The sequence below is a fragment of the Rhodoferax sp. GW822-FHT02D07 genome (assembly GCF_058802405.1).
The window spans coordinates 483,353-508,358 of the sequence record NZ_JBXAOD010000002.1; the positions used below are offsets into that span (position 1 = coordinate 483,353).

Genomic DNA, 25,006 nt, shown 5'->3' on the forward strand with positions numbered 1-25,006 from the left:
CACGGCTAATGAAGCGCCCGGTAGATTTCCTCCGCCAATTCTCGGGAGATGCCATCGACCATGGCGATGTCCTGCGCACTGGCCAGCGCCACACCGCGCACACCACCAAAGCGCTGCAGCAACTTGGCGCGGCGCTTGGGGCCTACGCCCGGAATCTCTTCCAGCTTGCCGCCGCCCGTGCGCACCTTGGCACGCGCAGCGCGCATGCCGGTGATGGCAAAGCGGTGGGCCTCGTCGCGGATCTGCGCCACCAGCATCAGCGCGGCCGAGTCGGCGCCCAGGTAGACCTTCTCGCGGCCATCGGCAAACACCAGCTCTTCCAGCCCCACCTTGCGGCCTTCGCCTTTCTCCACACCCACGATGAGCGAGAGATCCAACCCCAAGCTCTCAAACACTTCGCGCGCCATGGCTACCTGGCCCTTGCCGCCGTCCACCAGCACCAGATCTGGCAGGCGCGCGCTGCCGCTCAGCGTGGTGCCTTGGCGCTGGGCTTCGCGCTGCGCTTCTGCCAGTTTGCTGTAGCGGCGCGTAAGCACCTGGCGCATGGCGGCGTAGTCGTCGCCACCGGTGATGCCATCGATATTGAAACGGCGGTACTCGTTGTTCTGCATCTTGTGGTGGTGAAACACCACGCAAGACGCCTGCGTCGCCTCGCCCGCCGTATGCGAGATGTCAAAGCATTCCACGCGCAGGTCGTCCAGGTCATCCAGCGCCAAGTCCAGCGCATCGGCCAGCGCCCGCGTGCGTGCCTGTTGCGAGCCTTCTTCTGCCAGCAGGCGTGCCAGCTGCAGGCCTGCATTGGTCTGCGCCATGTCCAGCCAGGCACGGCGTTGTTCGCGCGGCTGGTGCACCGCCGTGACCTTCACGCCCGTCTGCTCCGAGAGGGCCTGCAGCAGGCCCTTGCTGACGGGCTCGCTAACGACCAGCGCACCGGGCATGGGCACATCGATGTAGTGCTGAGCCAAAAAGGCTTCGAGCACCTGGGCTTCAACCGAAGGCCGTGCCTCACCCTCCTCGGCCGCCCCCATGGCGGTTGCGTCTTCCACATGCACCGGGAAATAGGGCCGATCGCCCAGATGCCGGCCTCCGCGCACCATGGCCAAGTTCACGCAAGCGCGACCGCCCTGCACCTTGACAGCGAGGATGTCCACGTCGCGGTCGGAGACGTTGTCGACCGACTGCTGGTGCAACACATTGGAGAGCGCCGCTACCTGGTTGCGCAGCTCGGCGGCCTGCTCGAACTCCAGCTTCTCGGCATGCGCCATCATGCGAGCCTCCAGGCCGCGCATGACCTCCTGCGCCTCTCCGCGCAAGAAGCGTTCGGCATTGGCCACGTCCTGCGCATAGTCAGCCGGATTGATATGGCCCACACATGGCGCCGAGCAGCGCTTGATCTGGTACAGGAGGCAGGGCCTGGTGCGATTGCTGAACACCGGGTCTTCGCAGGTACGCAGGCGGAACACTTTTTGCATCAGCAGGATGGCTTCTTTCACGGCCCAGGCACTGGGATATGGGCCGAAGTAGCGATGCTTCTTTTCCACAGCCCCGCGGTAATAGGAGACGCGCGCGAATTCCACCGGCTGCGGCGGCCGGGACTTGGCATCGGGCTCGGCAGGTGCCAGGTTTTTGGGCACGGGCGGTGTGCCCGTCATCTTCAAATAAGGGTAGCTCTTGTCGTCCCGAAACAGGATGTTGTATTTCGGGTTCAGCGTCTTGATGAGATTGTTTTCCAGCAGCAGGGCTTCGGCCTCGGAGCGCACCACCGTGGTCTCCATGCGGACGATCTTGCTGACCATGTGGCCGATGCGCGTGCCACCGTGGTCTTTCTGGAAGTAGCTGCTGACCCGGCGTTTGAGGTTGATCGCCTTGCCTACATAGAGCAGTTGCTCATCCGCATCAAAGTAACGGTAGACGCCCGGCAGCGCTGGCAGCGCAGCCACTTCGCGCAGCAGCGCTTCGGAATGAACTTCGGGGGACGGAGCGTCGGACATGGGACGCTATTGTGCTTGCTTGCCGGGCCGCCGAGAGCGTCGCGCGTGGACAATAGCCCCCATGCGCTGGGATATTTTCTGCAAGGTCATCGACAACTTTGGCGACATCGGGGTGTGCTGGCGTCTCAGCGCCGACCTGGCCCGCCGTGGCCACACCGTACGGCTCTGGGTGGACGACAGCAGCGCCCTGCAATGGATGGCACCGGGCGCCATGGAGGGCCAATGGCCCGGCGTAGAGGTACGCCACTGGACCGATGCGCAAGACCTGGCCGTGCTGCGGCAATTGACGCCAGCCGATGTGTGGGTGGAAGGGTTCGGCTGCGAGATTGCTCCTGAATTCATAGCTGCTCGCGCACATAGTACAGGGGCTAGAGGTCAAAATGACCCTCAAGTGCCAATCTGGATCAATCTGGAGTACCTGTCAGCCGAGGCCTATGTCGAGCGCTGCCACGCCCTGCCCTCGCCGGTCATGCATGGGCCCGCGCAGGGTTGGACCAAACATTTCTACTACCCGGGTTTCACCGCGCAAACTGGCGGTCTGCTGCGCGAGGCTGACTACCTGGCCCGCCAAGCCGCATTTGGCGACACGACACGCAGCCAATGGCTGGCGCAGCACGGCATCCACTGGCAAGGCGAGCGGCTGGTGTCCCTCTTCTGCTACGAGCCGGCAGCCCTGCCGGCGCTGCTGCGCGGGCTGGCAAATGCCCCCCTCCCCACCCGCCTGCTGCTGACGCCCGGCCGCGCCCGCCAGGCGGTGCAGCAGGCCTGGGCCGCCCTGGGCTGGGCTGCGGACGCAGACAGCCAGGGGCAGTTGCGCTGCCACGTACTGCCGGCCCTGACCCAAGCCCAGTTTGACGAACTGCTCTGGAACTGCGACCTGAACTGCGTGCGCGGGGAAGACTCGCTGGTACGCGCCATCTGGTCTGGCAAGCCCTGGCTGTGGCACATCTACCCGCAGGACGACGGCGCCCACGCCGACAAACTCGACGCCCTGCTCGACCGCATGCAGGCACCGGCCTCGCTGTGCGCGGCGCACCATGCCTGGAATGGCTTGCCCGTGGCGGCCGTGGCAGACCTGGACTGGGGCGATCTTCCCCTGGCGGAGTGGACCGCCTGCGCGACCCGGCTGCGCAGCGGCCTGCTGCAAGGGGACGACCTGGGCACGCAGCTGATCGATTTCGTGCAGAAAAAACGATAAAATGCAAGGCTTTGCTGAATTTGCCGCCTGAACCGCATAGGTTCAAGGGGGGCAAATCATGCCCCGCCGCAGACAGCGGCCTACAGTCGCAGCTCGCGACATACGTTCTCGCAATCCTATGAAAATCGCTCAAGAAATCCGCGCCGGTAACGTGATCATGCACGGCAAGGACCCCATGGTCGTCCTGAAAACCGAATACGCCCGCGGTGGCCGCAATGCCGCCACCGTGCGCATGAAGCTCAAAAGCCTGATCGCCAACTTCGGCACCGAAGTCGTGTTCAAGGCCGACGACAAGATGGACCAGATCATTCTGGACAAGAAGGATTGCACCTACTCCTACTTTGCCGACCCCCTGTACGTCTGGATGGACGCTGACTACAACCAGTACGAAGTCGAAGCCGAAAACATGGGGGACGCACTGAACTACCTGGAAGACGGCATGGCCGCCGAAGTGGTGTTCTACGAAGGCAAGGCCATCTCCGTGGAACTGCCCACGGGCGTGGTGCGCGAAATCACCTGGACCGAACCCGCCGTCAAGGGCGATACCTCCGGCAAGGTGCTCAAGCCCGCCAAGATCGCGACCGGCTTCGAAATCGGCGTGCCAATCTTCGTGGCCCAGGGCGACAAGGTCGAAATCGACACCCGCACTGGCGAATACCGCAAGCGCGTCTAAGCCTTCTGCTATCTCCGAAAAAAGGGCTCCTTCTGGAGCCTTTTTTATTGGGCCTCGCGCTGCTGAAATGGAGTGACAATGCGCCCATGGAAAACACGCAAAACCTCAACGAGTCCCGCATTGCCAACGCCTGGGCTGACCTGCAGGCCCACTCCGACCGCGGTAATCCGCTGGACACCGACGCCTACCGCCTGGCCTTCGCCGACCCCGAGTTCCTGCTGCGCCGCGAGACGCGCGGCATCCGCTTCCAGCTGGAAATGCTTAAGCCCGACCTGGACCAAAGCGCTCAGGGCGTGGAGAACACCGTGGTAGTGTTTGGCAGCGCGCGCTTCCCCTCCCCCGAAGATGCCAATGCCGCGTTGAAAGCCGCCAAGCTCAGTGGCAGTGCGCAGCAGCTCGCCTTGGCCCAGCGCCATGTGCGCAACGCCACGCACTACGACAACGCCCGCCTGTTTGCCCGCCTCGTGGCCGGCTACAGCGCCCGCAAACCGCTCAAGGACCGCATCTTCATCTGCACCGGCGGCGGCCCCGGCATCATGGAAGCAGCCAACCGTGGCGCATTCGAAATGGGCGTGCCCACCCTGGGGCTCAACATCACGCTGCCACATGAGCAAAAGGCCAACCCTTACGTCACGCCCTCGCTATCCTTCAAGTTCCACTACTTTGCGGCACGCAAGATGCACTTCATGATGCGCGCCAAGGCACTCGTAGCGTTTCCTGGTGGCTTTGGCACACTGGATGAACTGTTCGAAGTCATCACGCTGGTGCAGACCAAAAAGGCCAAGCCGGTGCCTATCGTCCTGTTTGGCACCGATTACTGGAAGCGCCTGATGAACTTCGACGTACTGGTGGAAGAAGGCGCCATCTCGCCAGAAGACCTGTCGCTGTTCACCTACACCGACGATCCGCAAGTCGCCTGGGACACCATCCGCACCTTCTACAACTTGCCGAACTAGGCCCCCACGCTCCGCCGCTGCGCGGGTCGCTGCCCCCCAAGGGGGCTAATTTGCCTTGGGGCGGCCCGGCGGCAAATTGCCCTCCACCCCGGTCGCCCCTGTGCGCTGCGGCTATTGCCTTAAGGGCGTAACCGCCAGGCGGCCTGGGCGCCCAGGCCGACCATGGCGCCCATGGTCCAGAACACGACGGACACGCCCACCACCACACCGGCTGTGCCAAACAGCATGGGCATGCAGACGCTGGAGAGGTTGAGCGTCATGAGGCGCAGCGCGATCGCCTGGCCATGCAGTGCATGCGGCGTGATCTGGTGCAGGGTGCTCATGATCATGGGCTGTACCGTGCCCAACGTGATGCCCAACAGCACCGAGCACAGGCCCATGGACCAGGGCCCTGGCATGAAGGGATAGAGCGAAAACAGCAGCGCTGTGGCCACCATGGAGCCGGTCACCACCGCCCACTCGCGCAAATGGGCTGCCAGCAGCGGCATGAGAACGCGCACCGATGCGGCCGCCACCGCAAAGGCCCCCAGGATGGTGCCGATGACCGAGGCACTGAAGCCCCGTTCATGGCCCAGCACTGGCACCACAAAGGTATGCACATCCCAGCAGCCTGACAGCAACCAGTTCACTAGCAACAGACGGCGCATCAGCGGGTCGCGCAGCAGCGGCCAGACACTGGGCGCTGCGTGCCCATGGGCGGCGCGGGGGTCGGGGGCTTCGCTGGCGTGGCGCACGCACAGCCAGCTCAGCGCCGGCACCAACGCCGCAAAGGCAAACGCCACCACATAGCCGCGGTCATCCCCTGCACTACCGCCAAACCAGGGGCCGGCAAAGTCAATCAGCAAACCCGCGCACACCGGCCCCAGAAAGTTGGAAACCGCCGGGCCAATGGACAACCAGCTGAACACCCGGCGCAGTTCCTGCGCACCGTGGGCCGCACGGCCCACATGGCGTTGCAGGGCAATGGACGCGGCGCCTGTGGCTCCGCCCATGAGCAAGGCACTGAGGCACAGCACCTCGAAGCGCGGGAACAGCGCAGCCAGCGCCCCTCCCACCATGGACGCCACCACGCTGCGTGCCACCAGCGGACGCATGCCATGCCGGTCCGCATAGCGCCCGGACGGCAAGGCCAGGAACACTTGGCTCAACGAGAACAGCGCAAGCAGAAAACCTACAGCCAGCGGGCCATAGCCCTGCTGCAAGGCCCACAGCGGGGCGGCCATGCGCATGCCCGCCATGCTAGCGTGCAGGCAGACCTGCCCCATCACGAGCCGCAGCAGCCCCCAGATCGGCAAGGGGGCTTGCCCAGTGCCTGGGTCTGCAGGAGAGTCACTCATGCCGCGCCGCCGTCTGCGTCACGGTCAAAGTCGCGGTCAGCGGGGATCAACGCCTGGGCTTGAGTGTCGGGCAGCGCATCCACCTTCTTGAGCGCACGGCCCATGGCACGGCTGCGCACTTCGGCGCTGTCCAAGGTCTTCAGTACGGTCTCAGTCTGCGATTTGACCTTGGCGAGCACGTCGCCAAACTTGCCGAACTCCGTCTTGACGGCGCCCAGCACCTGCCACACCTCGCTGGAGCGCTTCTCCAGCGCCAGCGTGCGAAAGCCCATTTGCAGCGAGCTCAGCATGGCCAGCAGCGTGGTGGGGCCGGCCAGCGTGATGCGGTGGTCGCGCTGCAGGCTTTCCATCAGGCCCGGGCGGCGCAGCACCTCGGCATACAGGCCCTCGGTGGGCAAAAACAGGATGGCGAAGTCGGTCGTGTACGGCGGCTCCACGTACTTCTCAGAGATGGACTTGGCTTCCAGCCGGATGCGCATTTCCAGCGCCTTGCCCGCCACCTCGGCGGCCAGCACATCGGCGCGGCCCTGGGCATCCAGCAGGCGCTCGTAGTCTTCGTTGGGGAACTTCGCGTCTATGGGCAGCCACAGCGGTGCGCCATCGTCCGACTTGCCGGGCAGCTTGATGGCGAAGTCCACCACGTTCTTGCTGCCGGGGCGTGTAGCCACCTGGGTGGCGTACTGGTCGGGCACAAACACCTGCTCCAACAGGCTGGCGAGTTGGGCTTCGCCAAACATGCCACGCGTTTTCACATTGGTCAGCAGGTGCTTGAGGTCGCCCACGCCCTGGGCCAGCGTCTGCATTTCGCCCAGGCCCTTGTGCACCTGCTCCAGGCGCTCGGCCACCTGCTTGAAACTCTCGCCCAGACGGGCCTGCAGCGTGGTTTGCAGTTTCTCGTCCACCGTGGCACGCATCTCGTCGAGCTTGGCGGCGTTGGTGGTCTGCAGCTGGGCCAGTTGTTTCTCCAGCGTCTCACGCACTTCACTCATGCGCCGGGCGTTGGATTCGCTCAGGCCGGAGAGCTGGTTGGTCAGCGTGTCCGACAGGGTCTTCTGCAACAGGGTCAGTTGCTGGCCGAAGGCGTCGATCTGGATGTTCTGCGTGCGCGTAGCTTCGGCGCCCTGCTCCACAAAGGCTCTCTGGAAAGTAGCCAGGTTCTGCGCCAGCTCCTGGCGGCCGTCACGGGCGGACTCAGTCACCTCACGGCGCAGCTCGCGCTCCAGCCGCTCGCTGCTGGTCTTCACCAGCGCCAGCAACTCCTGGCGCTGGGCCTCCTGCAACGCACTGGGTGGTGGCGCTACGGGCCGGCGCACCAGCAGCACCAGAACCACCAGCTGCACCAGTGCCAACGCCAGAACCATACCATCAAACCATTGCATTGCCAGCCCTATTCCATTTCAAAAAAAACACACTCTAGCCCCCGTAGAATCTGCGCGAGAAGCTCCTGAAACCATAGCAAACTAGCCTCCGCGCAGCATCGGCTCTACCAGTGTGAAGGCCTGCTGAATGGCCGGCACCAGCGCCAGCGCTTCTTCCGTCTTGCCCTGGCGCGCCTGGGTCTCCAGGTCTTGGCATAGGGCACCCAACTGCATAGCGCCTACGGTATGCGCGGACGACTTGAGCCGGTGCCCCACGGAAGCCAGTCCCTTCAAGTCCTGTGCGTCGCGCAGCATGCCCAATTCGGTCATCTGGGCGGTGGTGGTAGTGACAAAGCGGTCCAACAAGCGGCGATGCATGGTCGGGTCGTCGCCCACCATGCGGCTCAGGGCCTGGCTATCCCATGCCTGCGGAAGCTGCGATGCCGGGTTGCGCGGCAACCACTTGGCCAGCATGGCGCCCAGCTCGCTCAGGCGCAGCGGCTTGGTCAGGTAGTCGTCCATGCCGCGCTCCAGACAGTGCTGCAGCTCGCCGTCCATGGCGTTGGCCGTCACCGCCACGATGGGCATATGGTCCTGCGGTCCCTCGGCCTGGCGGATGGCGTCGGTCAGGGCAAAGCCATCCATGTGCGGCATGTGGCAATCAGTCAACATCAGGCCGTAGCGCCCCGCATGCCACATGCGCAGCGCGGTGGCACCGTCCGGCGCCGCTTCGGCCGCGTAGCCCAGGATGCGCAGCTGCTCCTGAATCACCTCGCGGTTGGTCTCGTTGTCTTCCACCAGCAGGATCAGGCGGCCCGCCTCGCGCGCGGCGTCAACCGAAGGCGCAATCGGCGCCGGTGGCAAGGCCTCGTCGGCGCCAGGCACCACGGCCGGTAGCGTCAGGCGTCCACACGCCAGCGCGATGCCGCGCAGCAACTCGTGCAGCAGCAGCGGGCGCGCGCCCACAGTCACGGAGCGGCCCGGCAGGCTGCTCTGGTTCTGGCGCACCAGGCGCACCACGCCACGCCCCGGATGGGCCTGCGCCCAGCTGTCCACCGACTCGTCCCAGGCGGCATCCACATCCAGCAGCAACACCGCCTGCCCACGCACCACATCCATCCAGGGCGCGGCCTGGTCCAGCGTATGCACGCTCTGCACCAGGGAGCCCACGGCGCGCAGGTGGCCGGGCAGATTCTGGGCGCAGTCGTTGTCGTCGGTGACCAGCAGCACCTGGGTGCCATCCAGCCGTATGGGGGGCACCACGTCGCCCCCCACGGTGGCCACCTGCAGTGGCAGCAACACATTGAAGATGGAACCCTCGCCCAGCGTGCTGTGCACCAGGATGCGGCCGTGCATCATCTCCACCAGCCGGCGGCTGATGGTCAGACCCAGACCGGTACCACCAAACTGGCGCGCCGTACTCACGTCCGCCTGGGTAAAGGCCTCGAACAGGCGCTCCACCAGCTCGGGCGCCATGCCGATGCCGTTGTCCATGACGCTGAACTCCAGCATGGGCACGCCCTGCATCTGCTGTGCGGCGCGCACATAGAGGCGCACATTGCCACGCCGCCCGGTGCGGCCGGGCGTGAACTTGAGCGCGTTGCCCACCAGGTTGTAGAGCACCTGGCGCAGGCGGGTCGGGTCCACCCAGACCCACGCCGGCAGGTCGGGATCGACCAGCACAGAGAGGTCAATGTCCTTGCCCGCCGAGATGGTGACCATGAGCTGGGCCACGCCTTCGACCAGTTCACGCAGGTGGGTAGGCATGGCCTCCACCTCCAGCTTGTCCGCCTCGATCTTGGAGAAGTCCAGGATGTCGTTGAGGATTTGCAGCAGCGCGATCGAGGAATCATGGATGGTGCCCACCATGCGGCGCTGCTCGCGCGTGAGTTCGGTGGCACGCAGCAGGTCCACCATGCCCACCACGCCATTCATGGGCGTGCGGATCTCGTGGCTCATATTGGCCAGGAACTGCGACTTGGCCTGGCTGGCCGCCAGCGCCGACTGCTCGGCCTGGCGGCGCTGGGTGATGTCGGTGCTGACGGTGATGTACTCGCGCGGCGTGCCATCGGTGTGCATGAAGGCGGCGATGGTGGTGTCCAGCCAGAACAGCGTGCCGTCCTTGGCGCGGTTGGACAGCTCGGAGCGCCACACCTTGCCCTGCGACACGGTGCCCAGCAGATCGGCGTAGAAGCGCTCGTCATGCTGGCCCGAATCCATCATGCGGTAGCTTTTGCCCAGGAATTCATGCGGCGCGTAGCCGCTAATCTCCACAAAGCGCTGGTTCCCGTAGGTCAGGTGGCCACCCAGGTCCATGATGGTCACGATGGCATGCTGGTCGATCACATAGCGCTGGCGCTCCAGCTCGGACAGGGCCTTGAGCACGCGCGCATTGCTGGCCTCGCGCTCGTCGAGCAGCATCTTCTGCGCTGCGTTGATGCGCTGCGAGGCGTCCAGCAGGTGACGCTTGATGAGCACCGCCATGCGGTAGGCGACGATGAAACCGGTGGTAAGGATGGCCCACTGCGCCACAGGCACCGTGGGCGCCACCGGCGTCAAATGTCCCGTGACCTGGGCCCAGGTAATGCCCGCACTGGCGGCCACCGAGAGCAGCAACAGGACCAGGCCGGCCTGTTCGCCGAGGATGACCACGCAGTAGATGAGCGGAATGCCGGCCAGGGAGGCCTGGGCGATGCTGACCGAGCCAAAACGCACCATGCTGGAAAACACGCCGGCAAACAGCAGGAGCAGCACCACAGCCGAGCTGGACCGTACCCAGCCGCGGATGAGAAACACCTGCACCAACGCCGCCAGGAAAACCAGCAAGGTCATGTTGACCAGGTTGCCCCCATCGGTGAACAGGCCCAGTGCGTAGGCCGCCACGATGACCAGGCCGCAAATAACAAAGATGCTGGCGTTGAAGCCGCGCGCCACGGCGGCCAGGCCATCGCTGCCGTCCGCCAGGGGGAAACCGCCCGGGGCCTGTTGTGGGGCCGCAGTCTGCGGCCACCACTTCATGGCTGCGCAGCCACGGAGCGTGGCGTATTGATGGGGGTGCGCACCGTGCCGCGGACCAGGAAGTCGACGAGGTTGTCCGCCGCCAGTTGCGCCATGGCGCGGCGCGTGCGCAGCGTGGCGCTGGCGATATGCGGGGTGAGCACAACATTGGGCACCGTCAGCAGGTCCGGATGCACCGTGGGCTCACCCTCAAACACGTCCAACCCCGCAGCCGCAATGCGCCGCTCGCGCAGGGCCACGGCCAGCGCGGCATCGTCCACAACTCCGCCGCGGGCAATATTGACCAGGGTGGCAGTGGGCTGCATCTTGGCCAACTCCGCCGCGCCAATGGTGTGGTGTGAGGCCGCGGAGTACGGCACCACCAGCACCACGTGGTCAGCGGTACGCAGCAGCGTGTCCTTGTCCACATAGCGGGCGCCACACGTGGCTTCGGTGGCCGCGTCGAGCTGGCTGCGGTTGTGGTAAATCACTTGCATGCCAAAGCCCAGCGCGCCGCGCCGCGCAATGGCCTGGCCAATGCGTCCCATGCCAATGATGCCCAGCGTGGCGCCATGGATGTCAGAGCCACAAAACATGTCGTAACTCCAGCGCTTCCAGAGACCGGCACGCAGGTAATGCTCGCTCTCCGTCACGCGTCGGGCGGTAGCCATGAGCAAGGCGAAGCCAAAGTCGGCAGTGGTCTCGGTCAGCACGTCGGGGGCATTGGTGCCCTGCACGCCGGCTGCCGTCATCGCGTCCACATCAAAGTTGTTGAAGCCCACAGCCATGTTGGCGCAGATGCGCAGCTGCGGACAGGCCGCCAGCAGCTCCTTGCTGATGCGCACGCTGCCCGTGGTCAGCGCACCGTCCTTGCCTTGCAGACGCCGGACCAGCTCTTCCGGGCTCCAGTCGATGTCAGCCTGGTTGTCCTCCACCTCAAAGTGCTGGCGCAGGGACTCCAGCACCTCCGGAAAAATCGCGCGTGCGACAAGAATGCGTGGCTTGGCGGACATGGACAGACGGCTCCCTGGATAGGCGCTGGACAGCGGGTGGAATCAGGCGGTGGGCGTGATCTCGAAGACTTGGCGCAGGTAGGCCAGGTACTTTTCGTCATCGCACATGTTTTTGGAAGGAGTATCCGACAACTTGGCCACCGGCTGGCCATTGCATCGCACCATCTTCACCACAATTTGCAGGGGCTCGTAGCCCAGGTCGTTGGTCAGGTTGGTGCCAATGCCGAATGCCAGTTGGCAGCGCCCGCGGAATTGCTGGTACAGCTCGATGGTGCGGGGCACAGTCAGGCCATCGCTGAAGATCAGCGTCTTGGTGACCGGGCTCACCCGGTTGCGCGCGTAATGCTCCAGCATGCGTTCGCCCCAGGTGAAGGGGTCCCCGCTGTCGTGGCGGGCACCGTCAAAGAGCTTGCAGAAGAACATGTCGAAATCGCGCAAGAAGGCGTTCATGCCGTAGACATCGCTCAGCGCAATGCCCAGGTCGCCGCGGTACTCGCGCGCCCAGGATTCGAAGGCGAAGATCTGGCTGTCGCGCAGGCGCGGCCCCAGCGCCTGCGAAGCCTGCAGGTATTCGTGCGCCATGGTGCCCAGCGGCAACAGGCCCATGCGCATGGCCTGCAGCACATTGCTGGTGCCTGCCAACTGCCCGGGGGCGCCCGCCTGGCCGGGGCGCTGCACGGTGCCCAGCTGTGCGGCCAGCACCTGCAGCACCTCTTCATGCCAGGCGCGCGAGAAACGCCGACGCGTGCCGTAGTCGGCAATCTTGAGATCGCCCAGCCCCTCTGCGCGCAGCTGTCCGATCTTGGTCGCCAAGCGCTTGCGGCCCTCCTCCTGATCGGGCAGCGGCTGGGTGTTGCGGAAATACACCTCGTTGACAATGGCCAGCACCGGAATCTCGAACAGGATGGTGTGCAGCCAGGGGCCCTCGATCGTGATGTCCAACTCACCCGTGGGCAGCGGCGTGACGGTGATGTTTTTCTCGTTGAGCTTGAACAGGCCCAGGAAGTCCACGAAATCGCTCTTGATGAAGCGCAGGGACCGCAGATAGGCCAGCTCATCCTCCTGGAAGCGCAGCCCGCACAGGGAACGGATTTCCTCCCGGATCTCCGTCGCATGGGCCGCGAGGTCCACCCCGGGGTTGCGGCACTTGAAGCGGTACTCCACATGCGCCCCCGGAAACTGGTGCAAGACCACCTGCATCATGGTGAACTTGTACAGGTCGGTATCCAGCAGGCTGTCGATGATCATGGTGGGACAGGAGGTGCCTCAGGGGACACCGTAATTTGCTATGTTTTCAATAGCTGCTTGCGCACATTTCGTGCGGGCTACAGCCCTGTTTTATATGAATTCCGGTTCAATCCAGCCAGTGCGTGAACTCCGCCACCGGCACGCGCGGCGTATGAAAGCCATTCACCGGTGCCCCGGTATCGGCATAGCCCAAGGACATGCCGCAGACCAGCATCTCGCCCTCCCCCGCGCCGATGTGCGGCAGGATGATGCTGGCAAAGCCGTTCCAGGCTGCCTGCGGGCAGGTGTGCAAACCACGGCCGCGCGCCGCCACCATGATGCTCTGCAGGAAAGCGCCGTAGTCCACCAGCGAGCCACGCCCCATGATCTTGTCCACGGTGAACATCAGCCCCACCGGTGCATCGAAGAACCGGAAATTGCGCTGGTGCTGGGCGTGCATCTTGTCCTTGTCCGCCTTGCCGATACCCAGCAAGCCGTATAGGCCCCAGCCGTTTTCGCGGCGCCGGTCGATATAAGGGCTGACCCACTGGCCGGGGTAGTAGTCGTACTCTTCCCGGTACTCCGCCGCCAGCGCCGGGTTGGCGCGGATGGCATCGTGCGCGGTGCACACCTTGTCCACCAGCGTGGAGCGGCTGGCGCCCTGCAACACATACACCTTCCAGGGCTGGCAGTTGGTGCCGCTGGGCGCGCGGCTGGCCACCTGCAGGATCGCTTCGATATCGGCACGGGCCACGGGCTGGGCGGTGAAAGCCCGCACCGACATACGCGAAGCAATGGCCTCGTCCACCACGGAAGCTGTCATAGAAGCGTCTCCAGTACTTGTTTGAGTGCAGCAGGCAGGGGCACCGGCTTGCGGGTCATCTGGTCCACATAGACGTGGATGAAGTGGCCTTTGGCCGCGGTCAGTTCGCCTTCGCCAAAGATGCCCACCTCGTAGCGCACGCTGGACGTCCCCAGCTTCGCCACGCGAATCCCGGCCTGTACCGCCTGCGGGAAGGCCAACGAAGCAAAGTAGTTGCACTGCGTCTCCACCACCAAGCCAATCGTGGCGCCCTGGTGGATATCGAGCACGCCCTGCTCGATCAGGTAGGCATTCACCGCCGTGTCAAACCAGCTGTAGTAGACGACGTTGTTCACGTGACCATAAACATCGTTGTCGGACCAGCGGGTGGAAATGGGGCGAAACACCCGGTACGCGCTGCGCAGCTCCGCCTGAGGCTTGGTAGTGGGGATGGACTCCATCCGGCCATTTTGCCAGTGCCCGAAGGGCTGGCACGGTGCGGTGACAAAACAGTGACGCCACAGCATGCGCTAGGTAAATGTGTCTAATTTGCTGCAATGCAACAAAAAATGCTTGTGTTGCAGCGCAGCATGCGTACAATTCACACCATGCTGCACTGCAACATGAACAGAGCCTAGGAGCCAGGTTACGGAGCAGATGGGATTGAAACCTTAACTATTGGAGATTGAATATGCTGACCGTTGAACAAGTGATCGCTTCCCACAAAGCCAACATCGAAACCCTGTTTGGCCTGACCAACAAAGCCTTCGAAGGCGTGGAAAAGATCGTTGAACTGAACCTGACCGCTTCCAAGGCTGCCCTGTCCGAAGCTGCTGGCCACACCCAGTCCCTGCTGAGCGTGAAAGACGCCCAAGAACTGTTGGCCCTGCAATCCAGTCTGCTGCAACCCCTGGCCGAAAAGACCGCTGCCTATAGCCGTCACCTGTACGACATCGCCGCTGGTGCCAGCGCTGAGCTGAGCAAGACCGTCGAAGGCCAAGCTGCTGACGCTCAGAAGAAGTTTGCCGGTCTGGTCGACAGCGCTGCCAAGAACGCCCCCGCCGGCTCCGAAGCCGCCGTGGCCATCCTGAAGAGCTCTGTGGCTGCCGCCAACAACGCCTTGGAATCCGTGCAAAAGGCCGTGAAGCAAGCGACCGAAGTGGCCGAAGCCAACTTCAACGCCGTGGCCGCCACAGCGACCAACGCCACCAAGGCTGCTGCCAAAAAGCGTTAATCCCAGGTCGGGCGCCAAGTTTTTTGAAAAATTTGGCCCCATTCCCTAGCTACCAAGGGAAAACCCTGAGATAATTGAATTTCGGAAACAAATGTTTCCACCGGTTGTCTCCTCGGGTCCTTTCGAAACCTTCAGGTTCAGGGATCCCTTCAAGGCCTCGTTGCAAAACGAGGCCTTTTTTTTGGCCTTGCGGAATCAGCGCAAGCGCGCAGCCAATGCGGCTTTCAGCTCAGGAATCGCCCGCAACATGGCTTGGCGGCCCGCCTCGATAGAGCGCTTGCGCGCGCTGAAATCTGAACTCGCAACGCCCTGCAATCCCGGTCGGATCACGATATCGGCGTCGCGCAACTCAAAATTGTTGATGCTCTTGCCCATGATGGCAAAAGTCTGCAAGAGGATTTCCAGCGTACCGCCGGTCAGACTGCCCTCCGGCGGGCTGGAAATGTCCACGGCAATGATGAAGTCAGCGCCCATTTTGCGCGCAGCACCAACTGGTACAGGAGATACCAGCCCTCCGTCCACATACTCACGCCCGGAAATCTTCACAGGTTGGAAGACAGCAGGCACCGCGCTGGACGCGCGCACCGCAGTTCCGGTGTCACCCCGCTGAAAAACCACATCCTTGCCCGTGTTGAGGTCGGTGGCAACGATACCCAGCGGCAGCGGCATGTCCTCAATCAAGCGGGAGCCCACCTGGGTGTTGACATAGCGTGCCAAGGCTTCACCCCGCAGCATGCCGCGACTGAAAATGGGCAGGGTCCAGTCCGCGATCGCAGCTTCCTCCATGGTCTCTGCCACACGCTGCAACTGGGCGCCGGTCTTGCCACTGGCATAGATGGCCGCCACCAGACTCCCCGCCGATGTTCCTGTGACCAGCATGGGGCGGATGCCGTTTTCCTCCAGCACCTGAATCACTCCCACATGGGCAAAGCCGCGAGCGGCTCCGCCGCCCAGGGCCAGACCGATCTTGGGCGGTGGCTTGGCCACGACCAAGGGCGGAACAGGTGGCGGCGCGGTGGGCGTCAGATCCACAACCGGCTTGTCTGCCACGGGTGCCGTTGCACACCCGGTCAACACCACCACAGCACCCAGCACCAGCGACCAGCGCAAGGCATTTCCCCACTCCCGAATCCCCATCAAAGCCCCTTCAAATAAGAATGATTCTCAACGAAAAACTACCATGTCGCCGGTTCAATCACCTCAAAGCGACACACCATGAAACTTTCCCGCATCAGTCTGGCCGCATTGCTGGCCATCGGTACCACCGCTGTCTCGGCGCAAGACCAGACGCTGAACATCTACTCGGCCCGTCACTACCAGACGGATGAAGCCCTGTACGCCAACTTCACCAAGGCCACGGGCATCAAGCTCAACCGCGTGGATGCGGATGACGCGGGCATCATCGCCCGCCTGAAGGCGGAAGGCAGCGCGTCACCGGCCGACATTATCTTGCTTGTGGACGCCAGCCGGCTGTGGCGCGGTGAAACTGATGGCCTGTTCCTGCCCGTCAAATCGCAAGCGCTGGAAGACGCGATCCCTGCACAGCTGCGCGGCAAGGCCGACGCCAATGGCGGTACGTCCTGGTTTGGCTTCTCCACCCGTGCCCGCGTGATCGTGTATGACAAGGCCACGGTGAAGAAGGAAGACGTGGACACCTACGAGGAACTGGGCGACCCCAAGAACAAGGGCAAACTCTGCATCCGCTCCGGCTCGCACCCCTACAACCTGTCCCTCTTCGGCGCAGTCACCGAGCACATCGGCGCACCTGCTGCAGAACAGTGGCTCAAGGGCATGGTCGACAACATGGCGCGCGCGCCCAAGGGCGGCGACACCGATCAGATCAAGGCCGTCGCCAGTGGCGAATGCGGCATCGCGGTCACCAACAGCTACTACCTGGCTCGCCTGATGCGCTCTGAAGCTCCGGCAGACAAGGCCGTCATGGAGCGCGTGGGCGTGGTCTTCCCCAACCAGTCTTCCTGGGGCACGCACATGAACATCGCCGGTGGCGCCGTAGCCAAAAACTCCAAGAATGCGGCCAACGCCACCAAGTTCCTGGAATACTTGGCCAACCCCTCGGCCCAGGAGCACTTTGCCAATGGCAACAACGAATGGCCCACTGCCAAAGGCGTGAAGTCCAGCAACCCCGCTCTGCAAGCCATGGGCGGAGCTTCGTTCAAGAGCGAGACCATCCCGATCAGCACCGTGGGTGCCAATCAGGTGAAAGTGCAGCAGATGCTGGACCGTGTGGGCTTCAAGTAAACCCTCGCACATCACAACAAAAAGGGGCGCTTGAAGCGCCCCTTTTTTCTTGCCCGTATCGGCCCAGACTTAACCGGCCGTGGCCTCTTCCGACTTGGACTTGCCTTCTTTCTTGGGCAGAGGCTGGATGTCCAGCGTGACTTCGGTCTTGTCGGCCACGCTATCGTCTAGGTCCACGGTCAGGCGGCCACCGTCCGTGAGACGGCCAAACAGCAGCTCATCGGCCAGCGCACGGCGAATCGTGTCCTGGATCAGGCGCTGCATGGGACGTGCACCCATGAGAGGATCAAAGCCCTTCTTGCCCAGGTGCTTGCGCAGCTTGTCGGTGAAGGTGACTTCCACTTTCTTCTCGGCAAGCTGTGTCTCCAGCTGCAGCAGGAACTTATCGACCACGCGCAGGATGACCTGTTCGTCGAGTGCCTTGAAGCCCACCATGGCATCGAGCCGGTTGCGGAACTCGGGTGTAAACAGGCGCTTGATGTCGGCCATCTCGTCGCCCGCCTCACGCGGGTTGGTAAAGCCAATAGTGGCTTTGTTCATGGTTTCCGCGCCCGCGTTGGTCGTCATGATGATGATGACGTTGCGGAAGTCGGCCTTGCGTCCGTTGTTGTCAGTCAGCGAGCCATGGTCCATGACCTGCAGCAGCACATTGAAAATGTCCGGGTGGGCCTTTTCAATTTCGTCGAGCAGCAGCACGGCGTGCGGCTTCTTGGTGATGGCCTCGGTCAGCAGGCCTCCCTGGTCAAAGCCCACATAGCCCGGAGGCGCGCCGATGAGGCGGCTTACGGCATGGCGCTCCATGTATTCGCTCATATCAAAGCGGATCAGGTCAATGCCCATGATGTAGGCCAGTTGCTTGGCGGCTTCGGTCTTGCCCACGCCCGTGGGGCCACTGAACAGGAAGGAGCCGATCGGCTTGTCGCCCTTGCCGAGGCCCGAGCGCGCCATCTTGACGGCAGAGGCGAGCACGTCCAGCGCCTTGTCCTGGCCGAACACCACGCTCTTGAGGTCGCGCTCCAGCGTCTTGAGCTTGCTGCGGTCGTCATTGGAGACATTGGCGGGGGGGATGCGCGCAATCTTGGCGACGATTTCCTCCACCTCTGTCTTGCTGATGGTCTTCTTGCGCTTGCTCGGCGAAAGAATGCGCTGGGCAGCACCCGCCTCGTCGATCACGTCGATCGCCTTGTCGGGCAGATGGCGGTCGTTGATGTACTTGGCGCTGAGCTCAGCCGCAGCCTGCAGTGCCGCCACGGCGTACTTGACGTTGTGGTGCTCTTCAAAGCGCGACTTCAGACCTTTGAGGATTTCCACAGTCTGGTCGACGGTGGGCTCCACCACGTCCACCTTCTGGAAGCGACGCGACAGCGCTGCATCTTTCTCGAAGATGCCGCGGTATTCGGTGAAGGTGGTCGCGCCGATGCACTTGAGCTGGCCCGAGCTGAGGCTGGGCTTGAGCAGGTTGGAGGCATCCAGCGTGCCGCCCGATGCGGCACCCGCACCGATGAGGGTGTGGATTTCGTCGATGAACAGCACCGCATTGGGCTTGTCCTTGAGTGCCTTTAGCACGCCCTTGAGGCGCTGCTCGAAATCGCCACGGTATTTGGTACCGGCCAGCAGCGCCCCCATGTCGAGCGAATAAACGACCGACTCGGCGAGGATTTCAGGCACGTCGTTTTGCGAGATGCGCCAAGCCAGGCCCTCGGCAATGGCAGTCTTGCCCACGCCGGCCTCTCCCACCAATAGCGGGTTGTTCTTGCGGCGGCGGCACAGGATCTGGATCACGCGCTCGACCTCGTACTCGCGGCCGATCAGGGGATCGATCTTGCCGTCCTTGGCCATCTGGTTGAGGTTCTGGGTGTACTGCTCCAGCGGCGAGGCCTTCTCGTTCTTCTCGGAACTGCCCTCTTCCGCTTCTGCAGGATTTTCGTTCGACTTGGCGGCCTCGGGCGGATCGCTCTTCTTGATGCCGTGGGCGATGAAGTTGACCACGTCCAGGCGTGTCACACCCTGTTGGTGCAGGTAGTAGACAGCATGCGAATCTTTTTCACCAAAGATGGCGACCAACACATTGGCGCCCGTGACTTCTTTCTTGCCACTGCCCGTGCTCTGCACATGCATGATGGCGCGCTGGATCACGCGCTGGAAGCCCAGCGTGGGTTGCGTGTCGACCTCGTCGGTGCCGGCCACCTGGGGCGTGTTGTCCTTGATGAAATTGCTCAGCGATTTGCGCAGGTCGTCGATATTGGCGGCGCAGGCGCGCAGCACCTCGGCGGCGCTGGGGTTGTCAAGCAAAGCGAGCAACAAGTGCTCTACCGTGATGAACTCATGTCGCTGCTGGCGCGCTTCGACAAAGGCCATGTGCAGGCTGACTTCCAATTCTTGGGCAATCATATGAATTCCTTTTTGCCTTGCTGTGTTGAATAACTGTAATGCGTTTTGAATCGCCCAAAACCCTGGCGCCGCAAATACCCTACAAATCCACCGGTTCGCTCACGCATTGCAAGGGATGGCCCGCTTTGTGCGCCGCCTCCATCACCTGATCCACCTTGGTCGCCGCAATGTCCTTTGAATACACACCGCAGACACCACGTCCATCAAGGTGAATCTTGAGCATGATCTGTGTGGCGGCCTCCAGATCCTTGCCAAAAAATTCCTGTATCACCACCACCACAAACTCCATGGGTGTGTAGTCGTCATTGAGCATCACGACCTGGTACATCGACGGTGGCTTGACGCGCTGCGTCAGACGCTCCATCACGACGGAGCCATCGCCGTCACCCGTAGCGGGCGGCGCGATGATGGGTGGGATAGGTTTGTTGGTGGCCATGCCTGGGATTTTATCGGGCGCCTGCTGGCGTGCACGCGACTGATTGAAGAGGAGTTGGGTGCGGAATCCGGGGTTTCAAGCCGATCCAGAAAAAAACCGCTGCCAGGCAGGGCCCGACAGCGGTTTTGGAGGTGACAACAGTATGCGGCGTTTACATATTGTCAATCATGACTTGGCCAAAGCCCGAGCAACTGACCTGCTGGGCGCCTTCCATGAGGCGCGCAAAGTCGTAGGTCACCTTCTTGCTGGCAATGGATTTTTCGATGGAGCGCAGGATGAGGTCAGCCGCCTCTTTCCAGCCCATATGGCGCAGCATCATCTCGGCGGAGAGAATTTCCGAGCCGGGGTTCACGTAGTCCTTGCCCGCATACTTGGGCGCCGTCCCGTGTGTGGCCTCAAACATGGCCACGGTGTCCGACAGATTGGCTCCAGGCGCAATGCCGATGCCGCCGACCTGGGCTGCAAGTGCGTCGGAGATGTAATCGCCATTGAGGTTCAGCGTGGCCACTACGCTGTACTCCACCGGGCGCAGCAGAATTTGCTGGAGGAAGGCGTCGGCGATGACGTCCTTGATGATGATGTCGCGCCCCGTCGTGGGGTTGCGGAAACGGCACCAGGGGCCGCCATCAATCGGCTGGGCACCGAATTCTTTCTGCGCCAGCGCATAACCCCAATCACGGAAGCTGCCCTCAGTGAACTTCATGATATTGCCCTTGTGCACCAAGGTCACATTGGGCTTGTCATTGTCGATGGCGTACTGAATGGCCTTGCGGACCAAGCGCTCCGTGCCTTCGCGCGAGACCGGCTTGACGCCCAGACCCGAGGTGTTGGGGAAGCGGATCTTCTTCACACCAAATTCGTCCTGCAGAAATTGGATGAGCCGCTTGGCCTTGTCCGATTCGGCTTCGAATTCGATGCCAGCGTAGATGTCTTCCGAGTTTTCGCGGAAGATCACCATATTCGTCTTCTCGGGCTCCTTGAGGGGGCTGGGCACGCCCTTGAAATACTGGATGGGGCGCAAGCACACATAAAGGTCGAGCTCCTGGCGCAGCGCCACGTTGAGCGAGCGGATTCCGCCGCCCACGGGCGTGGTCAGCGGCCCCTTGATGGAGACCAGGTACTCGCGCACCACGTCCAGCGTTTCCTGAGGCAACCAGACATCCGGGCCGTAAACCTTGGTGGACTTCTCGCCCGCGTAAATCTCCATCCAATAGATCTTGCGCTGCCCGCCATAGGCCTTGGCCACAGCAGCGTCCACCACCTTGAGCATCACGGGTGTGATGTCCACGCCCGTGCCATCGCCCTCGATATAGGGAATGATGGGCTGGTCCGGCACCTGCAGGGTCTGGTCGGCGTTGACGGTGATCTTCTGGCCTTGGGCAGGCACTTTGATGTGCTGGTACATGGAAACGGAACTCCGAATGCGGTGCAGCGTAACTGCGGGATGTCTGAAGAATTCTAGTTGTAAATCCAAAGCGGTCCGATCGTGCATGGCGCACAATGCAAGGCCTGTATACGGCCCCACTTCCACTCACCGCTCTCCATGAACACCCTGCTTCGCCATCTTCTCCCGCTGTGCTTGGCCCTGTCTGGCCAGGCCTTCGCCCAGGAAGCGCCCCAGATGAATCTGCCGCGCGTCAAGCTCTCTGCCGGCATGCACCTCATCGACGCTCAGGTCGCCCAGACGCCGGACCAGCGCAGCACCGGCCTCATGTACCGCAAGGACTTGCCCCAGTACGAGGGCATGCTGTTTGTCTTCGAGCAGCCCTCGGGCCTGTGCTTCTGGATGAAGAATACGCTGGTGCCACTCACGGCCGCCTTTGTGGCCGACGACGGCACCATCGTCAACCTGGCTGACATGAAGCCCCAAACCACCGACTCTCACTGCGCAGCCAAGCCGGTGCGCTACGTGCTCGAGATGAACCAAGGCTGGTTTGCCAAGCGCGGCTTCAAGGCCGGCAGCAAGCTGGCAGGCACGCCATTCGTAGCCCACTAAGCAGGCGCCCCACCAGAAAAAAGGCCCGGAACTCCGGGCCTTTTTTTATGCCTTGACGGCACTCAGGGCCGCGTTGAGCGTGGCGCTGGGGCGCATCACGGCATCAAGCTTGGCCACATCGGGCAGGTAGTAGCCACCAATGTCAGCGGGTTTGCCTTGCACCGCAGCCAGTTCGGCCACGATGGTCTGCTCTTGGTCAGCCAACTGCTTGGCGAAGGGCGCGAACTTCGCAGCCAGAGCGGCATCCTCGGTCTGGGCGGCCAGCGCCTGGGCCCAGTACAGCGCCAGATAGAACTGGCTGCCACGGTTGTCGAGCTGGCCTGTCTTGGGCGAGGGATTCTTGTTGTTGTCCAGCAGCTTGCCGGTGGCAGCGTCCAGCGTCTTGGCCAGGATCTTGGCCTTCTCGTTGCCGGTCTTGATGCCCAGATCTTCCAAGGACACAGCCAGCGCCAGGAACTCGCCCAACGAATCCCAACGCAGGTGATTTTCTTCCACCAGTTGCTGCACATGCTTGGGCGCGGAGCCGCCGGCACCGGTTTCGTACATGCCGCCACCCGCCATCAAGGGCACGATGGAGAGCATCTTGGCCGAGGTGCCCAGTTCCATGATGGGGAACAGGTCGGTCAGATAGTCGCGCAGGATGTTGCCGGTGGCGCTGATGGTGTCCAAGCCACGGATCACACGCTCCAGCGTGTAGCGCATCGCACGCACCTGGCTCATGATCTGGATGTCCAGGCCGGTGGTGTCGTGCTCGTGCAGGTACATCTTGACCTTGGTAATCAGCTGCGCTTCATGCGGGCGGTAGGAGTCGAGCCAGAACACCACGGGCATGCCGGAGTTGCGGGCACGGTTAACAGCCAGCTTCACCCAATCGCGGATGGCTGCGTCCTTGACCTGGCACATGCGCCAGATGTCGCCCGCTTCCACATTCTGGCTCAGCAGTACTTCGCCAGTGGCCAGATCGGTGATGTTGGCAACGCCGTCTTCAGTGATCTCAAAGGTCTTGTCATGCGAGCCGTACTCTTCAGCCTGCTGGGCCATCAGGCCCACGTTGGGCACGGTGCCCATGGTCTTGGGATCGAACGCGCCGTGCCACTTGCAGAAATTGATGATTTCTTGGTAGATGCGGGCGAAGGTCGATTCGGGCATCACGGCCTTCACGTCCTTGAGGCGGCCATTGGCGTCCCACATCTTGCCGCCGTTGCGGATCATGGCGGGCATCGAGGCGTCCACGATGATGTCGTTGGGCGAGTGGAAGTTGGTGATGCCCTTGGCGGAATCGACCATGGCCAGCTCGGGGCGGTGCTCGTGGCAGGCGTGCAGGTCGCGCTTGATTTCGTCTTGCTTGGACTGGGGCAGCGTGGCGATCTTGCCGTACAGGTCGGCCATGCCGTTGTTCACGTTCACGCCCAGTTCCTTGAACAGGGCGCCGTGTTTTTCAAAGGCGTCCTTGTAGAAGATCTTGACGCAGTGGCCGAACACGATGGGGTGCGAGACCTTCATCATGGTGGCCTTGACATGCAGCGAGAACATCACGCCCGTCTTGCGCGCGTCTTCGATTTCTTTCTCATAGAACTCAAGTAAGGCCTTCTTGCTCATGAACATGCTGTCGATGATTTCGCGATCCAGCAGAGAAACCTTGGGCTTGAGCAGGATGGTCTTGCCGCTCTTGGTGATCAACTCCATCTTCACATCACGGGCGCGGTCCAGGGTCAGGGACTTTTCGCCGTGATAGAAGTCGCCATGGTGCATGTGTGACACGTGCGACTGCGACGCTTGGCTCCATTCGGCCATGCTGTGGGGGTTCTTGCGGGCGTATTCCTTGACGGCCTTGGGTGCGCGACGATCCGAATTGCCTTCGCGCAGGACGGGGTTGACCGCACTACCAGTGCACTTGGCATAACGGGCACGGATGGATTTTTCTTCCTCCGTCTGGGGAGACTCGGGATAGTCAGGCAGTGCGTAGCCCTTGCCTTGCAATTCCTTGATACAGGCTTGCAGCTGACCTACCGATGCGCTGATATTGGGCAGCTTGATGATGTTGGCATCCGCTTGCAGCGTCTTCTTGCCCAGCTCGGCCAAGGTGTTGGGAACGCGTTGTTCCTCCTTGAGGAACTCGGGGAACTCGCCCAGGACGCGGGCCGCGACGGAAATGTCGGACTCCGCCACATCAATGCCGGCAGGTGCGGTAAACGCGCGGATCAGGGGCAGGAAGGAGGCGGTGGCCAGGCGGGGCGCCTCATCCGTCAGGGTGTAGATGATGGTGGGTTGCTGCGTACTCATCTCAGGTCTCCAAAAAAATCCTAGTTGGCGCCGCAGGTCTTCACGCCTGCGGACTTTGTTCGCCGATAGTGCGCCATTGTGCTTTCAGTGCTCTGACCAAAATCCGTTTTTTTGCAACGCATTCTCATAATGCGAAAATTCACCTTGTTCTGGTGAAAAATTTTTCAGCCCGCCCATGCTGCAGGCATAAAAAAAGCCGACGGCATGCCGTCGGCTTTTTGGAGAGTGCGATGCTGCCGCTTCGCTCAGGCGAAGTTTTGCGCAGCGAAGTCCCAGTTGGCCAGCTTGTCCAGGAAGGTCTCGACAAACTTGGGGCGCAGGTTGCGGTAGTCGATGTAATAGGCGTGTTCCCACACATCCACGGTCAGCAGGGCCTTGTCGGCAGTGGTGAGGGGGGTGCCGGCGGCGCCCGTGTTGACGATGTCTACGGAGCCGTCGGCCTTCTTCACCAGCCAGGTCCAGCCCGAACCGAAGTTGCCCACGGCGGACTTCACAAAGGCTTCCTTGAAGGCGGCAAAGCTGCCCCACTTGGCGTTGATGGCGTCGGCCAGCGCGCCGGTGGGTTCACCGCCCCCGTTGGGCTTCATGCTGTTCCAGAAGAAGGTGTGGTTCCAGATCTGGGCGGCGTTGTTGTAGATGCCACCGCTGGACTTCTTGATGATTTCTTCCAGCGTCAGGCTCTCGAACTCGGTGCCCTTTTGCAGGTTGTTCAGGTTCACCACATAGGCGTTGTGGTGCTTGCCATGGTGGAACTCCAAGGTTTCTTTGGAGTAGGCGGGGGCCAATGCATCGATCGCGTACGGCAGGGCGGGCAAGGTATGTTCCATGGAGTCCTCTGGGTTGGTTAGCAAGAAA

At 62.5% G+C, this 25,006-nt stretch carries 20 protein-coding genes; 6 read left to right on the forward strand and 14 right to left on the reverse strand.

What is annotated here, in order from left to right; all coding sequences use genetic code 11:
• Positions 1–5: 5 nt before the first annotated feature.
• Entirely contained in the window at positions 6–1,991 is a 1,986-nt protein-coding gene (uvrC, locus tag AC1RNN_RS06925) for an excinuclease ABC subunit UvrC (RefSeq protein WP_493087510.1), read from the reverse strand.
• Positions 1,992–2,052: 61 nt separating this feature from the next.
• Here uvrC and earP point away from each other — a divergent pair, with 61 nt between their 5' ends.
• The 3 genes from earP (at position 2,053) to AC1RNN_RS06940 (ending at position 4,818) form a co-directional block, all read left to right on the forward strand.
• Positions 2,053–3,189 (forward strand): elongation factor P maturation arginine rhamnosyltransferase EarP, encoded by a 1,137-nt coding sequence (gene earP / locus AC1RNN_RS06930; protein ID WP_493087508.1) that lies wholly within the window; start codon positions 2,053–2,055, stop codon positions 3,187–3,189.
• Positions 3,190–3,307: 118 nt separating this feature from the next.
• Positions 3,308–3,862 (forward strand): elongation factor P, encoded by a 555-nt coding sequence (gene efp, locus AC1RNN_RS06935; protein WP_493087506.1) that lies wholly within the window; start codon positions 3,308–3,310, stop codon positions 3,860–3,862.
• A gap of 86 nt (positions 3,863–3,948) precedes the next feature.
• On the forward strand, positions 3,949–4,818 hold the full coding sequence (locus AC1RNN_RS06940) for an LOG family protein (RefSeq protein ID WP_493087505.1): 870 nt from the start codon (positions 3,949–3,951) through the stop codon (positions 4,816–4,818).
• Between the two features lie 119 nt (positions 4,819–4,937).
• On the opposite strand, the gene AC1RNN_RS06945 is transcribed toward AC1RNN_RS06940, so the two are convergent.
• The 7 genes from AC1RNN_RS06945 to AC1RNN_RS06975 all read right to left on the reverse strand — a co-directional run bounded on the left by AC1RNN_RS06945 (position 4,938) and on the right by AC1RNN_RS06975 (position 14,013).
• Positions 4,938–6,155: an MFS transporter gene (locus tag AC1RNN_RS06945; protein ID WP_493087504.1), complete on the reverse strand. Its 1,218-nt coding sequence runs from the start codon at positions 6,153–6,155 to the stop codon at positions 4,938–4,940.
• Positions 6,152–7,534: a DNA recombination protein RmuC gene (locus AC1RNN_RS06950; protein ID WP_493087502.1), complete on the reverse strand. Its 1,383-nt coding sequence runs from the start codon at positions 7,532–7,534 to the stop codon at positions 6,152–6,154. The genes AC1RNN_RS06945 and AC1RNN_RS06950 overlap by 4 nt, the downstream gene beginning before the upstream one ends.
• Positions 7,535–7,615: 81 nt before the next feature.
• On the reverse strand, positions 7,616–10,531 hold the full coding sequence (locus tag AC1RNN_RS06955) for a hybrid sensor histidine kinase/response regulator (RefSeq protein WP_493087500.1): 2,916 nt from the start codon (positions 10,529–10,531) through the stop codon (positions 7,616–7,618).
• Positions 10,528–11,523 carry a 2-hydroxyacid dehydrogenase gene (locus AC1RNN_RS06960; protein WP_493087498.1) on the reverse strand — a complete coding sequence of 332 codons (996 nt, stop codon included), beginning with the start codon at positions 11,521–11,523 and terminating at the stop codon, positions 10,528–10,530. Before AC1RNN_RS06960 ends, AC1RNN_RS06955 begins: the two co-directional genes overlap by 4 nt.
• Before the next feature lie 42 nt (positions 11,524–11,565).
• Positions 11,566–12,771, reverse strand: coding sequence for a nicotinate phosphoribosyltransferase (gene pncB / locus AC1RNN_RS06965; protein ID WP_493087496.1), 1,206 nt, complete (start codon positions 12,769–12,771; stop codon positions 11,566–11,568).
• Positions 12,772–12,877: 106 nt separating this feature from the next.
• Positions 12,878–13,573, reverse strand: coding sequence for a nitroreductase (locus AC1RNN_RS06970; RefSeq protein ID WP_493087494.1), 696 nt, complete (start codon positions 13,571–13,573; stop codon positions 12,878–12,880).
• On the reverse strand, positions 13,570–14,013 hold the full coding sequence (locus tag AC1RNN_RS06975) for an acyl-CoA thioesterase (RefSeq protein WP_493087493.1): 444 nt from the start codon (positions 14,011–14,013) through the stop codon (positions 13,570–13,572). Before AC1RNN_RS06975 ends, AC1RNN_RS06970 begins: the two co-directional genes overlap by 4 nt.
• 230 nt (positions 14,014–14,243) lie before the next feature.
• On the opposite strand from AC1RNN_RS06975, the gene AC1RNN_RS06980 reads away from it, so the two are divergent.
• A complete protein-coding gene (locus AC1RNN_RS06980; protein WP_493087491.1) occupies positions 14,244–14,786 on the forward strand; it encodes a phasin family protein in 543 nt (180 codons plus the stop codon).
• 195 nt (positions 14,787–14,981) lie between these two features.
• Here AC1RNN_RS06980 and AC1RNN_RS06985 read toward each other — a convergent pair whose 3' ends face one another.
• On the reverse strand, positions 14,982–15,923 hold the full coding sequence (locus AC1RNN_RS06985) for a patatin-like phospholipase family protein (RefSeq protein ID WP_493087490.1): 942 nt from the start codon (positions 15,921–15,923) through the stop codon (positions 14,982–14,984).
• A 78-nt stretch (positions 15,924–16,001) separates the two neighbouring features.
• Between AC1RNN_RS06985 and AC1RNN_RS06990 the strand changes: the two genes are divergently transcribed.
• Positions 16,002–17,045 (forward strand): extracellular solute-binding protein, encoded by a 1,044-nt coding sequence (locus tag AC1RNN_RS06990; RefSeq protein ID WP_493087489.1) that lies wholly within the window; start codon positions 16,002–16,004, stop codon positions 17,043–17,045.
• A 69-nt stretch (positions 17,046–17,114) separates the two neighbouring features.
• On the opposite strand, the gene clpA is transcribed toward AC1RNN_RS06990, so the two are convergent.
• From clpA to icd, 3 genes are all read right to left on the reverse strand, one after another.
• Positions 17,115–19,436, reverse strand: a complete 2,322-nt coding sequence (clpA, locus tag AC1RNN_RS06995; protein ID WP_493087487.1) for an ATP-dependent Clp protease ATP-binding subunit ClpA — start codon at positions 19,434–19,436, stop codon at positions 17,115–17,117.
• A gap of 79 nt (positions 19,437–19,515) precedes the next feature.
• Complete coding sequence (gene clpS / locus AC1RNN_RS07000) at positions 19,516–19,872, reverse strand: ATP-dependent Clp protease adapter ClpS (RefSeq protein ID WP_493087486.1); 357 nt, start codon at positions 19,870–19,872, stop codon at positions 19,516–19,518.
• A gap of 151 nt (positions 19,873–20,023) precedes the next feature.
• The gene (gene icd, locus AC1RNN_RS07005) at positions 20,024–21,277 is read right to left on the reverse strand and encodes an NADP-dependent isocitrate dehydrogenase (RefSeq protein ID WP_493087485.1); all 1,254 of its coding nucleotides are present in this window, start codon (positions 21,275–21,277) and stop codon (positions 20,024–20,026) included.
• A 138-nt stretch (positions 21,278–21,415) separates the two neighbouring features.
• On the opposite strand from icd, the gene AC1RNN_RS07010 reads away from it, so the two are divergent.
• The gene (locus AC1RNN_RS07010) at positions 21,416–21,868 is read left to right on the forward strand and encodes a DUF192 domain-containing protein (RefSeq protein WP_493087483.1); all 453 of its coding nucleotides are present in this window, start codon (positions 21,416–21,418) and stop codon (positions 21,866–21,868) included.
• 45 nt (positions 21,869–21,913) lie between these two features.
• Here AC1RNN_RS07010 and AC1RNN_RS07015 read toward each other — a convergent pair whose 3' ends face one another.
• Both AC1RNN_RS07015 and AC1RNN_RS07020 read right to left on the reverse strand, forming a co-directional pair.
• Positions 21,914–24,151 (reverse strand): NADP-dependent isocitrate dehydrogenase, encoded by a 2,238-nt coding sequence (locus AC1RNN_RS07015; protein ID WP_493087482.1) that lies wholly within the window; start codon positions 24,149–24,151, stop codon positions 21,914–21,916.
• Between the two features lie 245 nt (positions 24,152–24,396).
• Positions 24,397–24,978 (reverse strand): superoxide dismutase, encoded by a 582-nt coding sequence (locus tag AC1RNN_RS07020; protein WP_493087480.1) that lies wholly within the window; start codon positions 24,976–24,978, stop codon positions 24,397–24,399.
• Positions 24,979–25,006 lie beyond the last annotated feature (28 nt).